Origin of the sequence: Micromonospora sp. WMMD735 (genome assembly GCF_049178995.1) — a bacterium.
Taxonomy (GTDB): Bacteria; Actinomycetota; Actinomycetes; order Mycobacteriales; family Micromonosporaceae; genus Micromonospora; species Micromonospora wenchangensis.
The window spans coordinates 6,059,379-6,080,115 of record NZ_JBMHMJ010000002.1 but is presented as its reverse complement, the minus strand read 5'-3'; the positions used below and the strand labels follow the sequence as shown (position 1 = coordinate 6,080,115).

At 73.8% G+C, this 20,737-nt stretch carries 15 protein-coding genes; 7 read left to right on the top strand and 8 right to left on the bottom strand.

The window, feature by feature from the left end; genetic code table 11:
* Positions 1 to 256 precede the first annotated feature (256 nt).
* Both ACN268_RS26685 and ACN268_RS26680 read right to left on the bottom strand, forming a co-directional pair.
* Positions 257 to 1,237, bottom strand: coding sequence for a transcriptional regulator (locus ACN268_RS26685; protein WP_421485638.1), 981 nt, complete (start codon positions 1,235 to 1,237; stop codon positions 257 to 259).
* Between the two features lie 279 nt (positions 1,238 to 1,516).
* The gene (locus ACN268_RS26680) at positions 1,517 to 2,554 is read right to left on the bottom strand and encodes a hypothetical protein (protein ID WP_421485637.1); all 1,038 of its coding nucleotides are present in this window, start codon (positions 2,552 to 2,554) and stop codon (positions 1,517 to 1,519) included.
* 39 nt (positions 2,555 to 2,593) lie between these two features.
* Between ACN268_RS26680 and ACN268_RS26675 the strand changes: the two genes are divergently transcribed.
* Positions 2,594 to 3,226 carry an NUDIX hydrolase gene (locus tag ACN268_RS26675; protein ID WP_421485636.1) on the top strand — a complete coding sequence of 211 codons (633 nt, stop codon included), beginning with the start codon at positions 2,594 to 2,596 and terminating at the stop codon, positions 3,224 to 3,226.
* Positions 3,227 to 3,374: 148 nt separating this feature from the next.
* On the opposite strand, the gene ACN268_RS26670 is transcribed toward ACN268_RS26675, so the two are convergent.
* A complete protein-coding gene (locus tag ACN268_RS26670) occupies positions 3,375 to 4,466 on the bottom strand; it encodes a mannose-1-phosphate guanylyltransferase (RefSeq protein ID WP_421485634.1) in 1,092 nt (363 codons plus the stop codon).
* A 63-nt stretch (positions 4,467 to 4,529) separates the two neighbouring features.
* A complete protein-coding gene (locus ACN268_RS26665) occupies positions 4,530 to 5,675 on the bottom strand; it encodes a glycosyltransferase family 4 protein (protein ID WP_421485632.1) in 1,146 nt (381 codons plus the stop codon).
* A 151-nt stretch (positions 5,676 to 5,826) separates the two neighbouring features.
* Here ACN268_RS26665 and ACN268_RS26660 point away from each other — a divergent pair, with 151 nt between their 5' ends.
* Positions 5,827 to 6,516: a TIGR03089 family protein gene (locus ACN268_RS26660; RefSeq protein ID WP_421485630.1), complete on the top strand. Its 690-nt coding sequence runs from the start codon at positions 5,827 to 5,829 to the stop codon at positions 6,514 to 6,516.
* Between the two features lie 170 nt (positions 6,517 to 6,686).
* On the opposite strand, the gene ACN268_RS26655 is transcribed toward ACN268_RS26660, so the two are convergent.
* On the bottom strand, positions 6,687 to 8,663 hold the full coding sequence (locus tag ACN268_RS26655) for an acetoacetate--CoA ligase (RefSeq protein WP_421485628.1): 1,977 nt from the start codon (positions 8,661 to 8,663) through the stop codon (positions 6,687 to 6,689).
* A gap of 531 nt (positions 8,664 to 9,194) precedes the next feature.
* On the bottom strand, positions 9,195 to 9,710 hold the full coding sequence (locus ACN268_RS26650; protein ID WP_204928266.1) for an acyl-CoA thioesterase: 516 nt from the start codon (positions 9,708 to 9,710) through the stop codon (positions 9,195 to 9,197).
* Between the two features lie 23 nt (positions 9,711 to 9,733).
* On the opposite strand from ACN268_RS26650, the gene ACN268_RS26645 reads away from it, so the two are divergent.
* The gene (locus ACN268_RS26645; protein WP_421485627.1) at positions 9,734 to 10,405 is read left to right on the top strand and encodes a hypothetical protein; all 672 of its coding nucleotides are present in this window, start codon (positions 9,734 to 9,736) and stop codon (positions 10,403 to 10,405) included.
* A gap of 82 nt (positions 10,406 to 10,487) precedes the next feature.
* On the opposite strand, the gene ACN268_RS26640 is transcribed toward ACN268_RS26645, so the two are convergent.
* Positions 10,488 to 11,264, bottom strand: coding sequence for a GntR family transcriptional regulator (locus ACN268_RS26640; RefSeq protein ID WP_421485625.1), 777 nt, complete (start codon positions 11,262 to 11,264; stop codon positions 10,488 to 10,490).
* A gap of 218 nt (positions 11,265 to 11,482) precedes the next feature.
* Between ACN268_RS26640 and ACN268_RS26635 the strand changes: the two genes are divergently transcribed.
* Complete coding sequence (locus tag ACN268_RS26635; RefSeq protein ID WP_421485623.1) at positions 11,483 to 11,635, top strand: hypothetical protein; 153 nt, start codon at positions 11,483 to 11,485, stop codon at positions 11,633 to 11,635.
* Positions 11,632 to 12,852, top strand: coding sequence for a helix-turn-helix domain-containing protein (locus tag ACN268_RS26630; protein WP_421485621.1), 1,221 nt, complete (start codon positions 11,632 to 11,634; stop codon positions 12,850 to 12,852). Before ACN268_RS26635 ends, ACN268_RS26630 begins: the two co-directional genes overlap by 4 nt.
* Here the strand turns inward: ACN268_RS26630 and ACN268_RS26625 are convergent.
* On the bottom strand, positions 12,792 to 13,955 hold the full coding sequence (locus ACN268_RS26625; protein WP_421485619.1) for an acyl-CoA dehydrogenase family protein: 1,164 nt from the start codon (positions 13,953 to 13,955) through the stop codon (positions 12,792 to 12,794). The two genes, ACN268_RS26630 and ACN268_RS26625, sit on opposite strands and share 61 nt — an antisense overlap.
* 249 nt (positions 13,956 to 14,204) lie before the next feature.
* Between ACN268_RS26625 and ACN268_RS26620 the strand changes: the two genes are divergently transcribed.
* Together ACN268_RS26620 and ACN268_RS26615 are read left to right on the top strand one after the other, a co-directional pair.
* Complete coding sequence (locus tag ACN268_RS26620; protein WP_204928269.1) at positions 14,205 to 15,632, top strand: UDP-glucose dehydrogenase family protein; 1,428 nt, start codon at positions 14,205 to 14,207, stop codon at positions 15,630 to 15,632.
* 154 nt (positions 15,633 to 15,786) lie between these two features.
* Positions 15,787 to 20,688, top strand: coding sequence for an SCO7613 C-terminal domain-containing membrane protein (locus ACN268_RS26615; protein ID WP_421485617.1), 4,902 nt, complete (start codon positions 15,787 to 15,789; stop codon positions 20,686 to 20,688).
* Positions 20,689 to 20,737: the final 49 nt, after the last annotated feature.

Genomic DNA, 20,737 nt, shown 5'->3' with positions numbered 1-20,737 from the left:
GCCCGTCGCGCCGGCCGTCTCGACGGCCGGGCCGGCCAGGCTCGGGCCCGCCGTGATCCGGCCGGCCGTGATCCGGCCGGCCGTGATGCGGCCCGCCGTGATGCGGCCCGCGGTCGTGGCCCGACGGTGATCGACACGCGATCGCCGAAGTTGCGGTGTCCGCTCCACGGGATACCGCAACCTCCGCCCCATTGCGCCGCCCGCCGGCCCGCCGCCCGGCGGGCCGGCGGGGCGGCGGGCCGGCGGCCGGCCGGGCTCAGGCGTCGAGCATGGCCCGGCCGAGGGGGGTCAGGGTGTGCAGGACCGTGTTGCGGTCGCGGCGGCTGACCAGCAGACCGGCGTTGCGCAGCACGGCGGTGTGCTGGCTGGCCGCGGCGGCCGAGATGTGCAGCCGGCGGGCCACCTCCCCGGTGGTCGCGCCGTCGTCGCTGACTTCGAGCACCGCCGCCCGGGTGCGGCCGAGCAGCGCCGCGAGCGCCTCCCGGCCGCCCTCTCCCGGTGACGGGTCCAACCCGCCGAGCCGGTCGGCCGGGTAGACCAGCACCGGCGGGAGCGCCGGGTCGAGCAGCGCGACCGGGGTACGCGCGCAGAAGAACGACGGCACCAGCAGCAGCCCCCGACCGTCCAGGTGCAACTCCCGCCGGTTCGGATAGTCCACGACCTGGAGCACGCCGGAGTCCCAACGCATGCCCGGTCGCAGGCTCGCCAGCAGCCCCTCCGCGCCGCCGTCGAGCAGCGCCCGGGCCCGTACCGCGCGGTCGGCCTCCACGGCGGCCCTGATCCGCCCCCAGTACGGGTCGATCGCCACCGAGCGGTACTGCGTCATCGACTCGGTCAGGTGGCGCAGCACCTCCGGCTCGCCCCGGGCCAGCGCGGCGGCCGACGACGGCAGCGGGTTCGCCCCGGCCAGCAGGGTCAGGTCCCGGCGCAGCAGCTCGGTCGGAGTGGACCGGACGGCGTCCAGGCCCGCCTCGAAACCGTCGAGGCTCTGGTAGGGGGTGAGGAAGTCGGGGAAGTAGCCCCGGGGCGGGTTCAGCGCGAACAGCAGCCGGAACTGGTCGGCGGCGGTGTCCCGGCGCAGCCCGGCGGCGACCCCCTGACGCCAGCGCGCCATCAGTGGGTCGCGGGTCCGCCCCTGGAGCAGGTGCAGGCTGAGGACCAGCTCCCACACCGGGTCGGCGGCGGGGGCGACCCGGGTCCGGAGGATGTCCTCCCGGGAGAAGTGGATCGTCAGCATGGAGCGCTCCTGGGGCGGGGCAGGGGGAGGCCCGCCGACCCACTGAACTGTACCGGGCGGCACTTATCTCCACTTTTAAGCGTGGGCTGAAAGACCTCGACGCCCGTCCCGCCGGTTGGCATGCTCCTACTGCCCGGTACGACACGCGGGGTTCTTCCCGCTGCCGGTCGGGCGGGTCGGGGTCCACCGAAGGTGGCGCCCGGGAGGCACTACGAGGGTCTGCGGCCCTGGTTCCGCAGAGGTGTCACCCGGGCCCCACCGCCCCTGTCGCGGGTGGGGTCAACCGATCCAGAGCGCCACCCGGTGGTCCTCGTCGGTGACGTAGAAGCTGCGTCCGTCCACCTCGGCCACCCCCTCCACGTGCCGGAACGGTGCCAGTTCCGCCACCACCTCGCCGGCGATCCGACCGTCGTCGGCGGGATCCCAGCGGAACCTGACGTGCCGCGAGGTGACCTCGCCGCCCGTGGGGTGGTCGTCCAGCAGCACCGATCCCTTGCCCAGCGCGTCGATCGAGCCGACCACCGCCGCGTACCCGCCGTCGGCGGTCGGGGTGACCGCGCGGAAGCCGACCAGCGCACCGGGCGGGGTCACCCCGATCAGCACGTACGCCCGGCCGGCACGCGGCCAGCCGCCGCCCGGGGTGAACATCTCCGGCACCCCGGCCAGCTCGACCAGGACCGGTTCCCCGTCCACGGTCACCGGGAAGCGCAGCCCCAGCAGCACCGTCCCCTCCGGGGTGAACGCCGCCGCCTCCACGTTCAGCGGCAGGTCGTCGTCGGCGAGCCGGCGTACCCAGGACTTGGCCCGCGCGGTGCCCCGGGACACCGTCTCGCCGATGAACCGCTGGCGCACCCGCTCACCCGGCGGCAACGGGGTGAACGCCGCCTTCACCAGCGCGTCGTTGACCGCCCGGTGCACCCGGAACCGGTTGCGGACCACCTGCACCGGCAACGTCCCGGTGGCCGCGTCGTCCTCCCGGAAGCGGGCCACGAACGCCCGGCGGGGGCGCAGCGGGCCGGCCTTGGACCCGAAGTGCGACCCGAAGACGTACACCCAGCCGTCGTGTGCGGCGAGCGCCTCGCCGTCCTCGGTGCGGCCGTTCTCGACCCCGGCGTCGGCCGGCACGTGGTGGGCGACCCACTCGCCGTCGGTACGTTCCAGCAGCAGGGCCAGGCAGTGTTCCACGGGCCCCTCGTCGAGCACCGTCCAGAAACCACGTACGGCGTCGTGCGCCCGCAGCAGGGACCGGGAGCGGACCGGCAACAGGTCACTGGCCTCGTTGCCGGCGACCACGAACTCCAGAAGTCTCAGGTTCACCGCGCCAGGGTACGGAGCGCGCGCTCGTAGAGTGTCGGAATGCCCGACGCCTTCCCCGCCCCTCCCCCGGCCGCCGCGACCACCCCACCCCAGCCCGCCGGGCCCGACGGTGCCGGCGGGAACGCGACGCTGCACGCGGACGCGGTGGCCTTACTGACCGGCTGGACGCCGACCGGGCCGGCCGCCGCCGGGGCCCGGGACCGCACCATCGACCTGCTCGCCGACGGCCCGGTCGCGCTGACCCGCCACCACCTGCCGGGTCACCTCACCGCGAGCGCGCTGATCCTCGACGCCGCCGGGGAACGGGTGCTGCTCTGCCTGCACGGGAAGCTGCACCGCTGGGTGCAGTTGGGCGGGCACTGCGAACCTGGTGACGCGACGCTGGCCGGGGCGGCGCTACGCGAGGCCACCGAGGAGTCCGGCATTCCCGGGCTGGTCATCGACCCCGTACCGATCGACGTGGACATCCACCCGGTGCGCTGCCAGGGCGGCTCGCTGCACCACGACGTCCGGTTCGCGGTCTTCGCCCCGCCGGGCGCAATCGAGCAGGTCAGCGACGAGTCGGAGGCACTCGGCTGGTTCCCGACCGACCGGCTGCCGGAGCCGCTCGCCGGGGGGACCGCCAAACTCGTCGCGCCGGCCCTGGCCGTGCACGCCCGCCGGCCCCGCTGACCGCGCCACCCGGCTCCGCTGACTGCGTCCACCGGCCCTGCGGCAGCGTTCAGGGGCCGCGCGCACCGTGCTCCGGCCCCGCCCGGGTACCGACCCGCCCGGCGGTCGGCGGGTGCCGACGCCGGGCGGGGTCAGGCCACGCGGTGGCTCAGACCAGGCCGTCCTCGCCCCGGGCCTTCAGCTCGTCGACCAGCGCCTTGACGTCCTGCGCCCGGTCGCGCGGGCACACCAGCACCGCATCGGGGGTGTCCACCACGATCAGGTCACGGACCCCGACGGCGGCCACCAGCCGACCCGACTGCGGCACCACCACCAGGTCGTGGGCGTCGTGCAACAGCACCCCCGGCTTGGCGTCGGCCCCCAGCACCACGTTGCCGTCCTGGTCGGCCGGCAGCACCTCGCCGAGGGTGTGGAAGTCGCCGACGTCGTTCCAGCCGAAGTCGCCAGGCACGGTGGCGACCCGGCCGGCGGTGGCCGCGCCCTCCATCACCGCGTAGTCGACGGAGATCTTCGGCAGCGTCGGCCAGACCGTGCCGAGGACGTCGTCCTGCTCGGGGCCGCCCCAGGCCGCCGCGATCGCGGTCACCCCGGCGTGCAGGTCCGGCTGCTGGCGGGCCAGCTCGGCGAGGAAGACGTCCACCCGCCAGACGAACATGCTGGCGTTCCAGAGGTGCCGACCCGAACGCAGGTACGCCTCGGCGACCGGCGCGGCCGGCTTCTCCTTGAACTCGGTCACCGGGCGCAGCGGGCCGTCACCGGTCGGCTCCCCGGTCTCCAGGTAGCCGTAGCCGGTCTCGGCCCGGGTCGGGGTGATCCCCACCGTCATCAGCAGACCCTGCTCGGCCCCCTGCACCGCCGCCCGGACAGTTTGCACCCAGGCGGCCGGGTCCCGGATCAGGTGGTCGGCGGCGAACGAACCCATCACCGCCGACCCGTCACGCCGCGCGATCACCGCCGCCGCCAGCGCGATCGCCGCGCAGGAGTCCCGGGGGGACGGCTCCACCAGGATGTTCTCCTCGGGCACCCCGCGCAGTTGCCGGGCCACCGCCGCCGCGTGGGCGACGCCGGTGACCACCAGGACACGCTCCGGTGTGGTCAGCGGCGTCAGCCGGTCGACGGTCGCCTGGAGCAGCGACGCATCGGTGCCGGTGAGCGGGTGGAGGAACTTGGGGTGCCCCGCGCGGGACAGCGGCCACAACCTCGTGCCGCTGCCACCCGCCGGGATGACGGCGTAGAGCATCAGCACATCATGCCCGAACCACCTCAGGTCGGATGGCGGCTCGGCCGTACCGTCAGCGACCACTCAGGAACGGGCCCGGCTCCAGGCGGCGATGTGCACCTCGGCGCTGGACGCCCAGGTGAACTCCTTGGCCCGGTCGAAACCGGCCTTGGCCAGCGACGACCGGCGCTGCTCGTCGTCGAGCAGGGCGGCCAGGTCGGTGGCGATCTGGTCCGGGTCCTCGCTGGTGTAGGCGACCGCGTCGCCGCCCACCTCGGGCAGCGAGAGCCGGGGGGTGGTGAGCACCGGCGCGGCGCAGGCCATCGCCTCCAGGATCGGCAGGCCGAATCCCTCACCGTACGACGGGTAGGCGGCGACCAGCGCGCCGCCGAGGAAGCCGGGCAGGTCGGCGTAGCGCAGGTAGCCGGGGCGCAACAGCCGCAGGTGCGACGGGACCTCGGCCACCGCGCGGTCGATGTCGTCGTCGTGCCCCTGACCGCCGGCGACCACCAGGGCCGGCGGGTCCTCCCGGTCGGCCACCGCCCGCGCCCAACCCCGGATCAGGTTGGGTACGTTCTTGCGCGGCTCCTTCGCCCCGAGGAAGGCGACGTAGCTGCTGCCGCCGAGCCCGAGCCGGGCCCGTACCCGCGCCTTCTCCTCCTCACCCGGGGCGTGGAAGGCCTGCTGGTCGACCCCGTGGTAGGCCACGTCGATCCGGGTCGGGTCGGCGTCGAGCAGCCGGATCAGCTCGTCGCGGGTGGCCTTGCTCGGCACGATCACCCGGCTGGCCCGGCGCAGCGACGTCTTGATCGCGCTGCGGAAGAACGTCCGGCGGGACTTGTCGTAGTGCTCCGGCTCGGTGAAGAACGTCGCGTCGTGCACGGTCACCGTGACCGGGCAGCCGGCCCGCAGCGGGCAGGTGTAGAACGGCGAGTGCAGCACCTCGGCACCGACCTGCTGGGCGAGCAGCGGCAGGCCGGTCTGCTCCCAGGCCAGCCGGGCCGGGCGGTGGGCGACGGCGGCCGGGGCGGGGATCACCTCGGCCTTGGGCAGCATCCGGGTGTAGCGCTCCAGGTCGGTGCGGAGGCTCACCACGACCAGGTCGACCGTCTGACCGCACACTGTGCCCAGGGCGCCGAGCAGGCCATCGACGTATCTACCGACGCCGCCTCGGTCGGCGGGGACACTCGTGGCGTCGATGAGCACGCGGGGCGGGCGACCGGCGGTCACGGGGCGACTCCTTGCAGTGGCGGGTCTGTGGGGAACAACACTCCGGGCAAGCCTACGCCGGAGCGCGGCACGGACGCTGACTCCGACCCGACCGTACGCCGACTTGTCATCGCCATCGGATACGGACGGCAGGGGCGTATCGTTCGCGCCGATGGCCGACAACATTGCCCGGGTGTTCGCCGCCGCGATCGCGGCCGACCCCGCCCGCCCCCTGCTGACCTGGTACGACGACGCCACCGGCGAACGCACCGAACTCTCCGGCGCGACCCTGGCGAACTGGGTGGCCAAGACCGCCAACCTGCTCGTCGACGAGTTGGCCCGCAGCCCCGGCGACCCGGCCGGGGTGCTGCTGCCGCCGCACTGGCAGACCGCCGCGGTGCTGCTCGGCTGCTGGTCCGCCGGCTTGACGGTGCGTGACGAGCCGGGTGCCGTGGACGTGCTCTTCGCCGCCGCCGACCGGGTTGCCGAGGGGGACGCCTGGCCGGCCGGCGACCGCTACGCCCTGGCGCTCGCCCCGTTCGCCGCCCCGCTGCGCGAGGTCCCCGCCGGGTACGCCGACTACGTGGTCGAGGTACGCACCCAGGGTGACCACTTCACGCCGTCCACCCAGGGTGGTCCGGCCGACGCGGACCTGCTGGCCGAGGCGGACGCCCGCGCGACGGCCCTCGGCATCTCCCCCGGCGACCGGCTGCTCGTCGACGCGGCGGTCCACCCCGACCCGCGCGACTGGCTGCTCGCCCCCCTGCTCCGCCGGGCGACGATCGTGCTCACCGGCAACGCCGACCGGTCCCGCTTCCCCTCCCGCGCCGACACCGAACGCACCACCCACACCCTGACCTGACCCCCACCCCCTCCCCTCCTCCCCTCCGCCCCTCCCCTCCGCCCCTCCGAACACTGCGTCGATCATGGAGTAATGGTGGGAGAAAACTAGCCTTTCGCCCCTTTTGCAGGGCACCACAACTCCATGATCGGCGCGGCGCGGCGCGGCGCGGCGCGGCGGGGCGGGGCGGGTTAGGGGGTGGGGCGGGTCTGGGCGAAGGCGGCGAAGGCGGTCAGGGACTCCGGGTTGGCCAGGGCGCCCTTCGCGGCGGCCGACTCCACCGGGGTGCCGGTGAGGATCTTCTTGACCGGCACCTCCAGCTTCTTGGACGACAGGGTGCGCGGCACCGCCCTGACCTGGTGGATCTCGTCGGGGATGTGCCGGGGCGACAGCGCGGTGCGCAGCTCGCGGGCGATCTTCTTCCGCAGCGCGTCGTCGAGTTCCAGGCCCTCGGCGAGCACCACGAACAGCAGCAGCTCCCCCGCGCCGCCCTCGTCGTCCTCCAGGTGCACCACGACCGAGTCGACCACCTCGTCGAGGCCCTCCACCACCGAGTAGAACTCGGCCGTGCCGAGCCGTACGCCTCCCCGGTTGAGGGTGGCGTCGGAACGGCCGGTGATCACGCAGCCGCCCCGCTCGTTGATGGTGATCCAGTCGCCGTGCCGCCACACCCCGGGATAGACGTCGAAGTACGCCTCGGTGTAGCGGCTGCCGTCCGTGTCGTTCCAGAACCCCACCGGCATGCTCGGCATCGGCGCGGTGATCACCAACTCGCCCAGTTCGCCGAGGACCGGGGTGCCGTCGGCCGAGCGGGCCTCCACCTTCGCCCCGAGCGCCCGGCAGGTGATCTCCCCGGCGTGCACCGGCAGCAGCGGCACCCCGCCGACGAAACCGGTGCAGACGTCCGTCCCACCGGACAGGGACTGGAGCTGGAGGTCGGTGCCGACCGTGTCGTACACCCAGGTGAAGCCCTCGGCGGGCAGCGGCGCGCCGGTGGAGCCGACCCCGCGCAGCGCGGACAGGTCGGCGATCTGCTTGGGCACCAGGCCGGACTTGCGGCAGGCCAGCAGGAACGGCGCGGACGTCCCGAAGTAGGTGGTGCCGGTCTCCTCGGCCAGCCGCCACAGCGCACCCAGGTCGGGGTGGCCGGGGTTACCGTCGAACAACACGATCGTCGCCCCGACGGCCGGCCCGGAGACCAGGAAGTTCCACATCATCCAGCCGGTGGTGGTGAACCAGAAGAACCGGTCGGCCGGGCCGAGATCGTGGTGCAGGGCCAGCATCTTGAGGTGTTCGAGCAGGATGCCGCCGTGCCCGTGCACGATCGGCTTCGGCAGCCCGGTGGTGCCCGAGGAGTAGAGCACGTAGAGCGGATGGTCGAACGGTACCGGGGTGAAGGTCAACGGCTCGTCGGTCGCCGCCGCCAGCTCGGCCCAGCTCAGCGCAGCCTGCGGTACGTCGGCGGTGCCGCTCGGGTGCAGGTAGGGGACGTGGACGGTGTGGGTCAGCGACGGCAGGGCGGCCCGGATGGCGGCCACCTCGGCCCGCCTGTCGACCGGCTTGTCGCCGTACCGGTAGCCGTCCACGGCCACCAGGACCTTCGGGGCGATCTGCTGCCAGCGGTCGACGACACTACGGGTGCCGAACTCCGGGGCGCAGGACGAGAAGATCGCCCCGAGGCTGCTGGTCGCCAGCAACAGCACGTACGTCTCGGGGATGTTCGGTGCGTACGCGGCCACCCGGTCCCCGGCGGTGACGCCGAGCCGGCGCAGCCCGGCCGCCACCCGGCGGACCTGCTCACGCAGCTCGGCTACGGTCAGGGTGACCGGCGCGCGGGTCTGGGAGTGCGCGACCACCACCGGGTCGTCGTCGGCCCGGCCGGGCATCCGCAGCACGTTCTCGGCGTAGTTGAGCGTCGCGCCGGGGAACCACCGGGCACCGGGCATCGCCGCATCGCCCAGGGTCGCCGTCGGCGGAGTGTGCGCGACGACCGCGAAGTGATCCCAGATCGAACGCCAGAAGGCGTCCAGGTCGGTGACCGACCACTGCCACAGCGCGTCGTAGTCGGCGAAGTCCAACCCCCGGTGCTCCCGCAGCCACCGCAGGTAGCCCCCGATCCGGGACCGCTCGCGTACGTCCGCCGGCGGCGTCCACAGCACGTCACCCACCGCTCCACCCTCCCTGAGGCCCCACACGGCACTGTGCCCGGCCATGCCGCCATCTTGCCTACCTCGCAGCGCCATCATCCACACCGGGGCCCGACACGGAAACGTGCCCCGCGCACACAATCCGTCCCCACCTGCACACACGACCCTCCACCACAGGGGCCGGCCTCGGGCTGGAGGCCGGGCTGGGCCGGGCTGGACTGGGCGTAGGCCAGGCCAGGCCAGGCCAGGCCAGGCCGGGGCTGGGCTGGGGCTGGGCTGGGGCTGGAGGCCAGGGCGCAGCCTGGGGCTAGGGCTGAGCCGGGCCCGAGGCCACAGCCGGGCTCAGGCTCGGCCGGGCTCGGTGATCAAGAGATTCGAGTCAGCTTTCAGCCTGAAGTTGACGCAAACCTCTTGATCACCGACCCACTCCCCGGTGATCAAGAGGTTTGCGTCAGTCTCGCGCCGCACACTGACGCGAACCCCTTGATCACCGGGACGAAAGCGGGCGGGGCAGGGGCGGGGAGGGCGGAGGGTAGGGCCGGGAAGTGGGGGTCAGGAGGCGCGGTGGGCCTGGATGGCGCGGCGTTTGGCGAGGCGGTGGGCGCGGCGGATCTCGGCCTCCTTGTAGCGGCGTTCGTCCTCGGCGGTCTCCGTGAGCACCGGCCGGACCGCCCGGGGTGCGCCGCCCACGTCCACCCCGACGAAGACCAGGTACGCGGTGGCCACCCGGACCGGTTCCTCCTCGGCCGAGTCCCACCGCTCGGCGACCACCTTCACGCCCACCTCCATCGAGGTGTTGCCGGTCCAGTTGACCTGGGCGTGGGCGTGCACCAGATCGCCCACCCGGACGGGTTCGGAGAAGACGATCTCGTCGATCGAGGCGGTCACCGCCGTGCCGCCGCTGTGCCGGGCCGCCGCCGCTCCGGCCACGTCGTCGACGAACTTCATCAACACCCCACCGTGCACGGTCCCGTACAGATTGACATCGACAGCGGTCATGATGCGACTCAGCGTGACCCGGGAGTACGACGTCGGCTTGCCGGCAGGGGTGGTGGGGTGCTCGGTCATGGCAGAAACGGTACGGTGCGCCAATGCGACATCTCTGGAGCTTCCTCGCCGGGTTGGTGGTGGCGCCCGTCACGTGGGTGTTGATCACTCTCGGGCAGGACGGGTCGGGCCGCACCGTGGACCGCTGGGTGGAGATCGGCACGTACAGCACGGCCAACCTGATCGAGCCGGCCGTCTACCTCGGCGTCGCCGGCATCCTGCTCGGCCTGGTCGGCACGCTGCGCACCTCGCCGGTCGGCCCGCTCGTCGCCGGGCTGCTGCTGGTCACCCCGTACGTCGGGATGTTCATCGCACCGTTCACCGTGCTCGACCGCATCCCGGGCGACTGGAAGGTGCTCGGTGACCCGCTGCCGCTGCGCCAGCCGGTGCAGGACGGCACCCTGTTCCTGATCGGCCTGCTGCTGCTGATGGCCGTGTTCAGCGCCCAGCGGTGGCGGCGCTGGCCGCAGCCGGCGACCGGCGCGGAACCGGCCCCGGCCGACGACGACACCCCGCCGCCGCCCAGTTTCGCCACGAGCGACTGGCCGCCGCCCCCACCGGCCCGCAGCGAGCCGGACACCGCCCCGCTCACCCTGGGCTACCCCGATCTGGACACCCCCACCGAGCCGCTGCCCCGGCGGACCAGCAGCGAGTCGCCGTGGTCCGCGCCGCCGCGCTACGGCGCGAAGCCGGAGAACAGCACCGACAACCGTTGACGTCGCCGGGTGGGCCGGACTGGAGCCGGCCCACCCGCACCCGGCCCTTCCACAACCGGGCCACGGTCAGGCCGGTTCTGGCTCAGTCGGACGGCGACCAGGGATCGACGGGCAACTCGTAGACGAGTCGGTAGCGGTCACCAGGAAACACGATGTCGGCGGTTTCCACTGCGGCCTGCCCGGCGAAGTAGGTGCGCTCGACTTCGATCACCCACCTGCCGCCGCGCCGGTCGAGTTCGAGGGCGGCAGCTTCCTCGGGCATCGCCTGCCTGGTCGTCACCTCTTCCACGAACCGGTCGATCGTCACGCCGATGGAATCCATCCGGGCGACCACGCCGATGATCGGACCTCGCTCGGGGTACTCGATCGGCGTACCGCCGGTGAGGGCCAGCGGCTCGTACGAGTCGGCAAGTTGTATCGGGACTCCGTCGGCCAGGTAGCGGTACCTGGTGTGCATGACGGTGTCGCCGGGCTGAATGCCGAGCCGTTCGGCGATGCGGGGCGTCGCGGGAATCTTCCTGCTCTCGGAATCCCAGCTCGGTTGCTTGCCTGCGGCTTCGCTGTCCCGGGCGAACGGTGACGTGCTGCCGATACGGTTGCGCAAGTCCCGGGAGTGGGCGCGACGCACGAGCGGTGTGCGGTTGCGGACGTAGTTGCCCGATCCCCGTCGGCCTTCGATGAGCCCTTCGCTGCGGAGCATGGTGAGGGCGTGCTTGATGACGGTGCTGGAGAAGCCCCAGCGCTGCTGGAGTTCCCTCTCGGTGGGCAGCTTGTCCCCAGAGGACAGTTCACCGCCAAGGATCCGCTGTCGCAGGTCATCAACGACGCGCTGATAGTTGGGCGGCTCCCTGCCGGTCATGGATGACCCCTCTACGTGGACGCACCTGCTCACGGTTAAGTCGACCACGTCTCCGCAGGCGCAGCAAACAATGTCGAAGGTTCATGATCCGAAAGTTAGAACAATTAGATCCTTTACTGACCCAAAGTTAGTGCGCTAACTTTGGGTCAGTGCGGAAACGCTCACTCAGGGCTATCTGCGCAGCTCGCAGCCCCGCTTGCCCCAAGGTAAGAGTGATCATGAAATCTGAAGTGGTATCGATCGTGTTCGGGGGCCTGGTGCCGGGTTTCCTGGTCGGGCTGCTGGCGTTCCGGGTCAAGTCGAGGTGGTGTCCGCGCTGCGGGGAGTCCACCACCGTGGCCGCACCCCCGCCGGTGGAGCGGGACCGGTGACCCGGCCGACCCGGCCCGACGTCGACGAGCTGCCGATCGGCCGGCGGGTGGCCCGCTGGCGGGTACGCCGCCGGATGACCCAGCAGATGCTCGCCGACCGGCTCGGCAAGTCGAAGAGCTGGGTGGACAAGGTCGAACGCGGCGTACGAAGCCTGGACCGGTACTCGACCGTCCAGGAGATCGCCGAGGTGCTGCGCCTCGACCCGGCCGTCCTGCTCGACCCCCGCCGGCCGCTACCGACGGTGGCCGTCGGCCTCGACGGGGTGGACGCGGTCCGCGCCGCCCTGGCCCGCTACCACCAGCCGCCGGCCCGAACGGTGTCGCCCGCCGAGGTGCAACGGCACATCGCGCACGCCTGGCTCAGCTACCAGCACGCCCACTACACGCAACTGCTCCGGGCCCTGCCCAGCCTGCTCGACGCCGCCCATGCCAGCCCGGGACCGCTGGTGTCCGCGTACCGGATCACCGCCTCGGTGCTGGTCAAGCTCGGCGAGGCCGACCTCGGTTGGCTCGCCGCCGACCGGGCCGTCGCCGCCGCCGTGGGCGACCCGGTCCGTGCCGGCACCGCCACCATCGCGGTCGCCCAGGCGCTGCGCGCGCTCGGCCGCGACCGGCTCGCCCTCACCGCCGCCGTCGCCGCCATCGGCACCGCTGCCGACGACGCGGTACGGGGGACGCTCTTCCTCCAGGCCGCGCTGGCCGCCGCCGGCTGCGGTGACGGCCGCCGCGCCGACGACCTGATCGGCCACGCCAGCGTCCTCGCCGACAGGTGTACGGGCGACGACGACCCGCACCACACCGCGTTCGGTCCCGTCGCCGTGCTGCTGGCCCGTTTCCTGACCGCTCAACGCCTCGGTGACACGGCCGAGGCCGTCTACCACCACGAGAAGGCGCTCGGCCGCGAGGACTGGCGGCGGCTTCCCGTCGAGTATCGGGCGGCACACCTCGTCGACGCCGCCCGCGCCTACCTCGACGCCGGTGACCTCGCCGCCGCCGGTCGTACGCTGATCGACGCCGACACATCGCGCCCGCCGAGGTCCGCTACCGCCCCGCCGCGCGTACCCTCGTCGCCGAGATCGCCCGCAGCGGCCCGCCGGCCGCCGACGTGGCCCGCCTCGCCACCACCGTCGGCCTCACCCGCTGACCGTCAGGGCGGTCAGTCCTTGAGGAGCTGGCGGGCCATGACGATCCGCTGCACCTGGTTGGTGCCCTCGTAGATCTGGGTGATCTTGGCGTCGCGCATCATCCGCTCGACCGGGTAGTCGCGGGTGTAGCCGTATCCGCCGAGCAGTTGTACGGCGTCGGTGGTGATCTCCATCGCCGCGTCCGAGGCGAAACACTTCGCCGCCGCGCCGAAGTAGGTCAGGTCCGCGTCACCACGTTCGGACTTCCCGGCCGCCGCGTAGGTCAACTGGCGGGCGGCCTCCAACTTCATGCCCATGTCGGCGAGCATGAACTGGATGCCCTGGAACTCGGCGACCGGCTTACCGAACTGCTTGCGCTCCTGCACGTAGCCCTTGGCGTAGTCCAGAGCCCCCTGGGCGATCCCGACGGCCTGGGCGGCGATGGTGACCCGGGTGTGGTCCAGGGTCCGCATCGCCGTACCGAACCCGGTGCCCTCCGCGCCGATCATCCGGTCCGCCGGGATCCGCACGTTGTCGAGGTAGACCTCCCGCGTCGGGGAGCCCTTGATGCCGAGCTTCTTCTCCGGAGCGCCGAAACTCACCCCCGGGTCGGACTTCTCCACCACGAACGCGGAGATCCCCCGCGACCGCGCCGCCGGGTCGGTCACCGCGAACACCGTGTAGAACTCGGAGACGCCGGCGTTGGTGATCCACCGCTTCACCCCGTTGAGCACCCAGTGATCACCGTCAAGCACCGCCCGCGTCGTCATCGACGCCGCGTCACTGCCCGCCTCCGGCTCCGACAGGCAGTACGAGAACATCCCCTCACCCGAGGCGACCCGGGTCAGGTACCGCTGCTTCAACTCCTCGGAGCCGGCCAGGATCAGCGGCATCGTGCCCAGCTTGTTCACCGCCGGGATCAGCGACGACGAGGCGCACGCCCGCGCCACCTCCTCGATGACGATCGCGGTGGCCAGGGCGTCCGCGCCGGCCCCGCCGTACTCGACGGGGATGTGCGGGGCGTGGAAGTCGGCGGCCCGCAAGGCGTCGTACGAGGACTTGGGGAACTCCCCCGTCTCGTCGGCCTCGGCCGCGTGCGGGGCCACCTTGGCGGCACAGACCTCGCGGACCGCCTCACGGACCGCGTCGTGCTCCTCGGGCAACCGGTAGACGTCGAACGTCTGTTCTGCGGCCATGTCGGCCCTCCCCTTTCACCGCTATCATGCGCAGTCTGTGTGCCGTCTCCAGGCCGCCGACTGCCGCAGACTGAAGGATAGCCATCGTGGTTCCCCACCACGTTACCGGCCGGTAGGATCGTGCCGGGCAGGCGTCGACAGCGCACAACTACGCTGACCGAACGACAGGTTTTCCATCGGTGCCCGGCCAGGCGCCGCAGCCGATTGCGACGCAGTGAAGCGCCGCCAGTGCGAGCGGAGAAGACAGGCGTGACGATCCCGTACCCGAACATCCAGCCGGCGCCGACCATCTCCCCGGTGGCGCCCCCCTCGGGTGCGCCGCGTCCCCGGGTGACGTTCCTGGGCACCGGCTACCTCGGCGCGACGTACGCCATCTGCTACGCCGAACTGGGCTACGAGGTGCTCGGCTTCGACGTCGACGCCGACAAGATCGCCAAGCTGAACGCGGGCGAGGTGCCGATCCACGAGCCGGGCCTCGACGAGCTGCTGCGGCGCAACCTGGCCGCCGGCCGGCTGCGGTTCTCCACCGACATCGCCGAGACCGCCGAGTTCGGCGACGTGCACTTCATCTGCGTCGGCACCCCGCAGCGGGCCGACGGCATGGGCGCCGACCTGTCGTACGTCGAGGCCTCGGTGACCGCCCTGGCCCAGCAGCTCACCCGCAAGGCGCTGATCGTCGGCAAGTCCACCGTGCCGGTCGGCACCGCCGAGTGGGTGGAGCAGCTCGTCGGCAAGCACACCCCGGACGACCTGGGCGTCGAGGTGGCCTGGAGCCCCGAGTTCCTCCAGGAGGGCTTCGCCGTCGACGACGTGCTGCGTCCCAACCGGATCGTGGTCGGCGTCAAGACCGAGTGGGCCAACGCCATGCTCTACGCCGCCCACAAGGGCGTCTTCGACCTGGCCGCCACCGAGGACCGGGAGGTTCCGCTGGTGGTCACCGACTTCGCCACCGCCGAACTGGTCAAGGTCGCCGCGAACGCCTTCCTCGCCACCAAGATCTCCTTCATCAACGCGATGGCCGAGGTCTGCGAGGCCAGCGGCGGCGACGTCACCCAGCTCGCCCGCGCCATCGGCTACGACCCCCGGATCGGCAACCGGTTCCTCCAGGCCGGACTCGGCTTCGGCGGCGCGTGCCTGCCCAAGGACATCCGCGCCTTCCAGGCCCGCGCCCAGGAGCTGGGCGCCGGTGAGGCGCTGCGCTTCCTGCACGAGGTCGACCTGATCAACCTGCGTCGCCGCACCCGGGTCCTCCAGCTCGCCGCCGACCTGCTCGGCCGCCGCTCCGGCCCGGCCGGCCCGGACTTCTCCGGCACCCGGATCGCGGTGCTCGGCGCGACCTTCAAACCCAACACCGACGACGTCCGCGACGCCCCGGCCCTCGCCGTCGCCGCGCTGCTCGCCAAGGCCGGCGCCGACGTGCACGTGTACGACCCCCAGGGCACCGAGAACGCCCGCCGGGTCGCCCCCGAACTGGTCTACGAGTCCAGCGTGAACGACGCCGTCTCCGGGGCCGACCTGGTCTGCGTGCTCACCGAGTGGGCCGACTTCCGCAACGCCGACCCGGTCGCCCTCGGCGAGCTGGCCGCCGGCCGTCGGGTCGTCGACGGCCGCAACTGCCTCGACGCGGCACTGTGGACGCAGGCCGGCTGGGAGTACCGGGGCATGGGTCGCCCCTGACGACACCGCGACGCGCCGGCGCGGGAGGTGATCCTCCCCGCCGGCGCGTTTTTTGTACCCCTAACGGAGCGGCAGGTGTCGAAATCCACGCCCGCTCAGGGCATGCTGCGTGGGGGCGGCGTCCACAGTGCGTCCGGCCGGGTGGAGGGATGTCGTGGAGAGCTTCCAGTGCTCCTCGTGCGGGCGGCAGATCAAGCCGGCGGCCCGCTGCCCCAACTGCGGGGCCGAGCAACCGCAGTGGCGCGAACACCTGGCCGAGATCGAACGCTCCATCGCCGAGATGAAGGCCCGCGACGCCGAGATCGCCCGGGAGCAGCGGCAGATCGCCGCCAAGATGCAGGCCGCCCTCTTCCAGCGGGACATCCTCGCCCACGCCGGTGAGGAACGCATCAAGCAGGCCACCCGGCCGCGCCGGGTGTTACGCCGCAAGGCGGACCGGCGACCGCCCACCGCCACCACCGGGGCACCGCCCCGGGTGCCCCGGCAGGGTGCCCCCACCGGGCCGGCCGGCCCCGACGAACCGCCGCTCCCACCGCCGTACCGGACCGCGACCTGGCTGGGCGTGGACAACCCGGAACACCCGGCCGAGGCCTCCTCCCGGGAGGTGCAGAACATCCCGCTCGGGCTGGGCGCGCTGGTGCTGGCCGTGGCCGCGGTGGTCTTCGCCGCCGTCGCGACCAGCTCGATGGACGCCCTCGCCCGGCTCGGCATCCTGCTGGTCGCCACCGTCCTGCTGCTGCTCGCCCCGCCGGTGCTGGCCCGCCGGGGGCTGACCTCCACCGCCGAGACGATCTCCACGGTCGGCCTGCTGCTGGTGCCGCTGGCCGGGTACGCGCTGTGGGCGGTCGACCGGATCGGGGCGTCCGGGGCGGTCTTCTCCGGGGTGATCTTCGCGCTGACCACCGGCGTCGCCCTCGCCTACGCGCTGGGCACCGGCCTGCGGGCACCCCGGTTCGCGGCGGTGCTGGCCGCCCAACCCGTGGTGCCGCTGCTCGTCTACGAATGGATCAGCGGCCCGACCGGCTGGGCGGTGGTGCTCACCGTGGTGGCCGTGCTCGACCTCGCGCTGGTCCGCTCCGGCATCATGCGGGAACGGCCGGCCGCGCCGGAATCCACCCCCGACCGGCCGGCCGGGCCGCCCCGGCAGCGGGTCGCCCCGGACGGCCGGCCGGAGGGAGCACCCGAGGAGTCGGGCGAGGTGCTCGACGGCACGGCGGCCACCCCGGGCGGCGCCCCCCGGCCGGTGCCGTGGCTGGCCCAGACGACCTGGCTGCTGCACGGGGTGGCGGTGGCCCTCGCCCTGGCGTACGCGGTCACCGCGCTGCTGCGGGCGCAGACCGTACCGGCGGCCACCGCCGCCGGCGCGGCGCTGCTGCTGGCTGCGGCGGTGGGCCTGGCCGGCACCCTGCTGCTGCGCCGCCCACCGTTGCCCGACGTGGGCGCCGGCATCCTCACCCTGGCCGTGATCGGCGCGCTGGGACGGGTCGCCTCGGTGGCCTTCCCGGGCCGGGCGCTGCTGCTGATCGCCGCGGTCATCACGGTGACCGGGCTGGCCGTGCGGGCCGTACCGGAAGCCGCCCGGCGGGGGCCGCAGCTCGCCTCCGCGGCGGCGCTGACCGTCAGCGGCCTGGTGGTGGCCGGCGGTGCGCTGCGGGCCGGGCTGGCGCCGGTCCAGGCGGCGCTGCCCGCCTGGCGGGCCGACCTGACCGCGTTCCCCGGCGAGGTGGTGGCGGCGGCCGGTCCGTCCGCCGGGCAGCTCGCCGCCAGCGCCCTGCTGCTCACCATCGCGGCGGTGCTCGCCCTGCCGCCGGAGATCCGCCGCGAGTTCGCGGTGGTCGGCGCGGGGCTGACCGCGCTGGCGGTGCCCGCCTCGCTGGGTCTGGGCTGGGCGACGGCACCCTGGCCGATGGTGCTGGCGGCGGTCGCGATCGGCGTGGCCGGGCTCTGGGCCGGCACCACCCGGGCGGCGGTGGTGCACGCGGGGTCCGCCACCGTGGTCGGGTTCCTCGGGGCCGGTGCCGCGCTGAGCCGACCGGCGCTGACCGCCGCCGCCCTGGCCGTGCTGATGCTGGCCGGCGTGCTGGTGGCGCTCGCGCCCCGGGTCCGGATCGCCCCGGCCGCCGCCGACGTCCTCTCCGGCTGGGCAGCCGGCGGCGCGGCGCTCGCGCTGCCCGGCGCGGTCACCGCGTTCGTCGCGGCCACCGAGCCGTCCGGGCCGGTGCTCACCCCCGCGGTGCTGCGGGAGCTGACGGTGCCGATCCTCGCGGCGGGGTTCCTCGCCGTCTGCGTCACCCTCGGCTATGCGGCGATGATGCAGGTGTCCCAGCGGCACCTGAGCCTGCCGCACGCCGTCGGCACCGGGCTGGGCGCGCTGGCGGTGATCGGGGCCGCCTTCTTCGCCCCCGGCCGGACCGCCGCCGACGCCTGGCTCGGTACGCTCGTGCTGATCGCCACCGCGCTGCTGCTCTTCGCCGGCCGGATCGACGCACGTCGCCGCTCGGATCTGGCGCTGGACGGCGCCGACCTGGCCGCCGCCGCCGTCACCACGGCGCTGATCGCCACCCTCGCCCGGATCACGGCGGTCATCTCACCCGGCGGGCAACTCGCGGTCGCCGCCGTGCTGGTGCTGGTGGTCGCCGTCGCCGCGCGGGCGATGCCCGAGGAGTGGCGGCGCGGGCCGGTGCTCGGCATCGCCGTCGGCGCCGCCCTGATCGGGGTGCTGGCCGGCTGGTCGGCGCTGCGCGGCGGGGTGGGTGTGCTGGCCACCCCGGGTCCGATCTGGGCCGGTGACCTCACCGGTTGGCCGGCTGCGCCGACCGGCGGCTCGACCTGGCAGGCCCCCGTCGCGCTGGCGCTGCTCGCGCTGGCTGCCGCGATCCTGCTCCCCACCCCGTGGAAGTACGACGTGGCCGGGGTCGGCGTGGTGCTGGCCACCGTCGGCGTTCCGGCCGCCTTCGACCTGCCGTGGTGGTCGCCAGTCCTGGTGGGGCTGACCGTCGCCACCGTCTTCGGCACCGCCGCGGTGGCCTCCGCCGACCCGCGCGCCGGGCTGTCCCGGGCCACCGTGGCCGGGGTGGTCGCGCTGCACGCCGCCGGGGCCGGGCTGGTGCGCCCGTGGACCACCGCGCTCGCCCTGGGCGGCATCGCACTGATCGGCCTGACCGTGGCGGCGATGGCCCGGTCCCTGGCCCCCTCCCTGGTCGAGGACGTCGAGACCGAGGGGATGCCGCCGCACCTGGTGCAGATCGGTGGCCTGGCGACCGCCGCCGCACTGCTCGCGCTCCCCGGCGCGGTCGCCGCGCTCGCCGCCGAGTTCGGCCACGGCGCGCAGGTGGTGCTGACCGCCGCGCTGGCCGCGTCCAGCTTCGGGCTCGCCGCGGTGGCCGCCGTCCGCCGGCAGGTCCCGCAGTATCTGCCGTACGCGAGCGCGGCGGTCGCCGGCGGGGCGACCGTCAGCGCCGTGGCCGCCATCTTCGTCGACCTCCCGTCCGGGGTGTTCGCCGCCGCGGCGGCGCTGCTCGGGGTCCTCGCCGAACTGGTCCGGGCGGCGACCGTGCCACCGGTCGGGTCCGCCCGGCCGGTACGCCGCTGGGCGGTCCTGCTGGACGGCGCGCTGCGCCGGCTGCCCGACGACGGCACGCAACGACGCTGGCGGATCGACCCGGCCGCCGGGGCGCTGGCGGCGGCGGCCGTGCCCACCGTGCTGGCCCTGATCTCCCTCGCGCCGCTGCTGTTCGTGGCGCTGGTGGAGCCGCACCGGATGCTCGCCCACGTCTGGCAGGGGCCACCGCCGCAGTTGCGGACCCCGCCACCGGAACTGGTGGACCCGACGCACGTGCTGACCGCGCTGCTGCTCACCGGCACCGCCGCGCTGGCCGCCACCGGGCTGGCCGGTGGCCGCCGGTCCCGGGCGGTGCCGGTGGTGCTGCCCGGTCTCGCGGTGACGCTGCTGATCACCCCGATCGCGTTGGGGATGGCCTGGCCGCAGAACGCCCTGGCCGCCCTCGCCGTCTTCACCATCTCGATGCTGGGGCTCGCGTTGACCCCGCCGCCCCCGCTGGCCGAGCGGGCCCGGTCGCTGCGGCTGGCCCGGGTGCTGGTCTTCGTCATCGGGTTGGCCGGCGGCGGCGCGGGGCTGGCCGGCAGTCTCGCCAGCGAGGGGCTGACCCTGTTCACTCTCGGTGGCGCGGTCGGCGTCGGGGTGGTCGCCGCGCTCTTCGGCACCACCGGGCGGGCCCGCATCCTCGGCTGGCTGTTCGCCTCACTGATGGCGCAGCTCTTCGTGCTCACCGCCGGTCTGGTGGCCGGCTTCCCCGCCGTCTGGTCGGCGTTCGGGGTGCTCGCGGTGGGCGCGGCGTTGCAGGTGTTCGCCGCGACGCTGCCCCGGCTGCGGCGGCCCGAGGCGCACCGGGAGGCCGCCACCGTCGAGTGGAGCGGGTACGCCGCAGCGCTCATCGCCCTGGCGCTGGCGTTCGACTCGCCCCGGCACATCGCCGCTCTGCTCGCTGCCTGGGGTGCCGTGCTGGGGGTGGCCGCCGTCCGGCCGGGGCGGCGACCGGTGGAACGCCGCATCCTGTTCTGGGCGGTGGTCGCCTGCGAGATCATCGCCTGGTGGATCATGATGCGGGTCGCCGACGTGGCGCTGCCCGAGGCGTACACGTTGCCGTTCGCGGCGCTCGCCCTGCTGGTCGGCATCCTCGAACTGCGCGACCGCCCCGACCTGTCGAGCTGGGTGGCGTACGGCCCGGCGCTGGTCGCGGCGTTCGTGCCGACGCTGGCGATCGTGCTGGCCACCGACTCCAGCATGCTGCGTCAGGTGCTGCTGCTGCTCGGCGCGGTCGCGGTGCTGGTGTACGGCTCGACCAGCCGGCAGCAGGCCCCGGTCATCGTCGGCGCGGCGGTGACCGCGATCGCGGCGGTGCACGCCCTGTTCAGCCTCGGCCCGTGGCTGGTGCTCATTCCGGTCGGCCTGGTCCTGCTGGTGCTCGGGGCGAGCAACGAACGCCGCCGCCGCGCCCAAGACCGGCTCCAGACCGCCCTGCGCTCCATGCGGTGAGATCGGAGGGTCACGGCGGGGTCGGACGTGGTCGGGCTCGGTGGGCCGG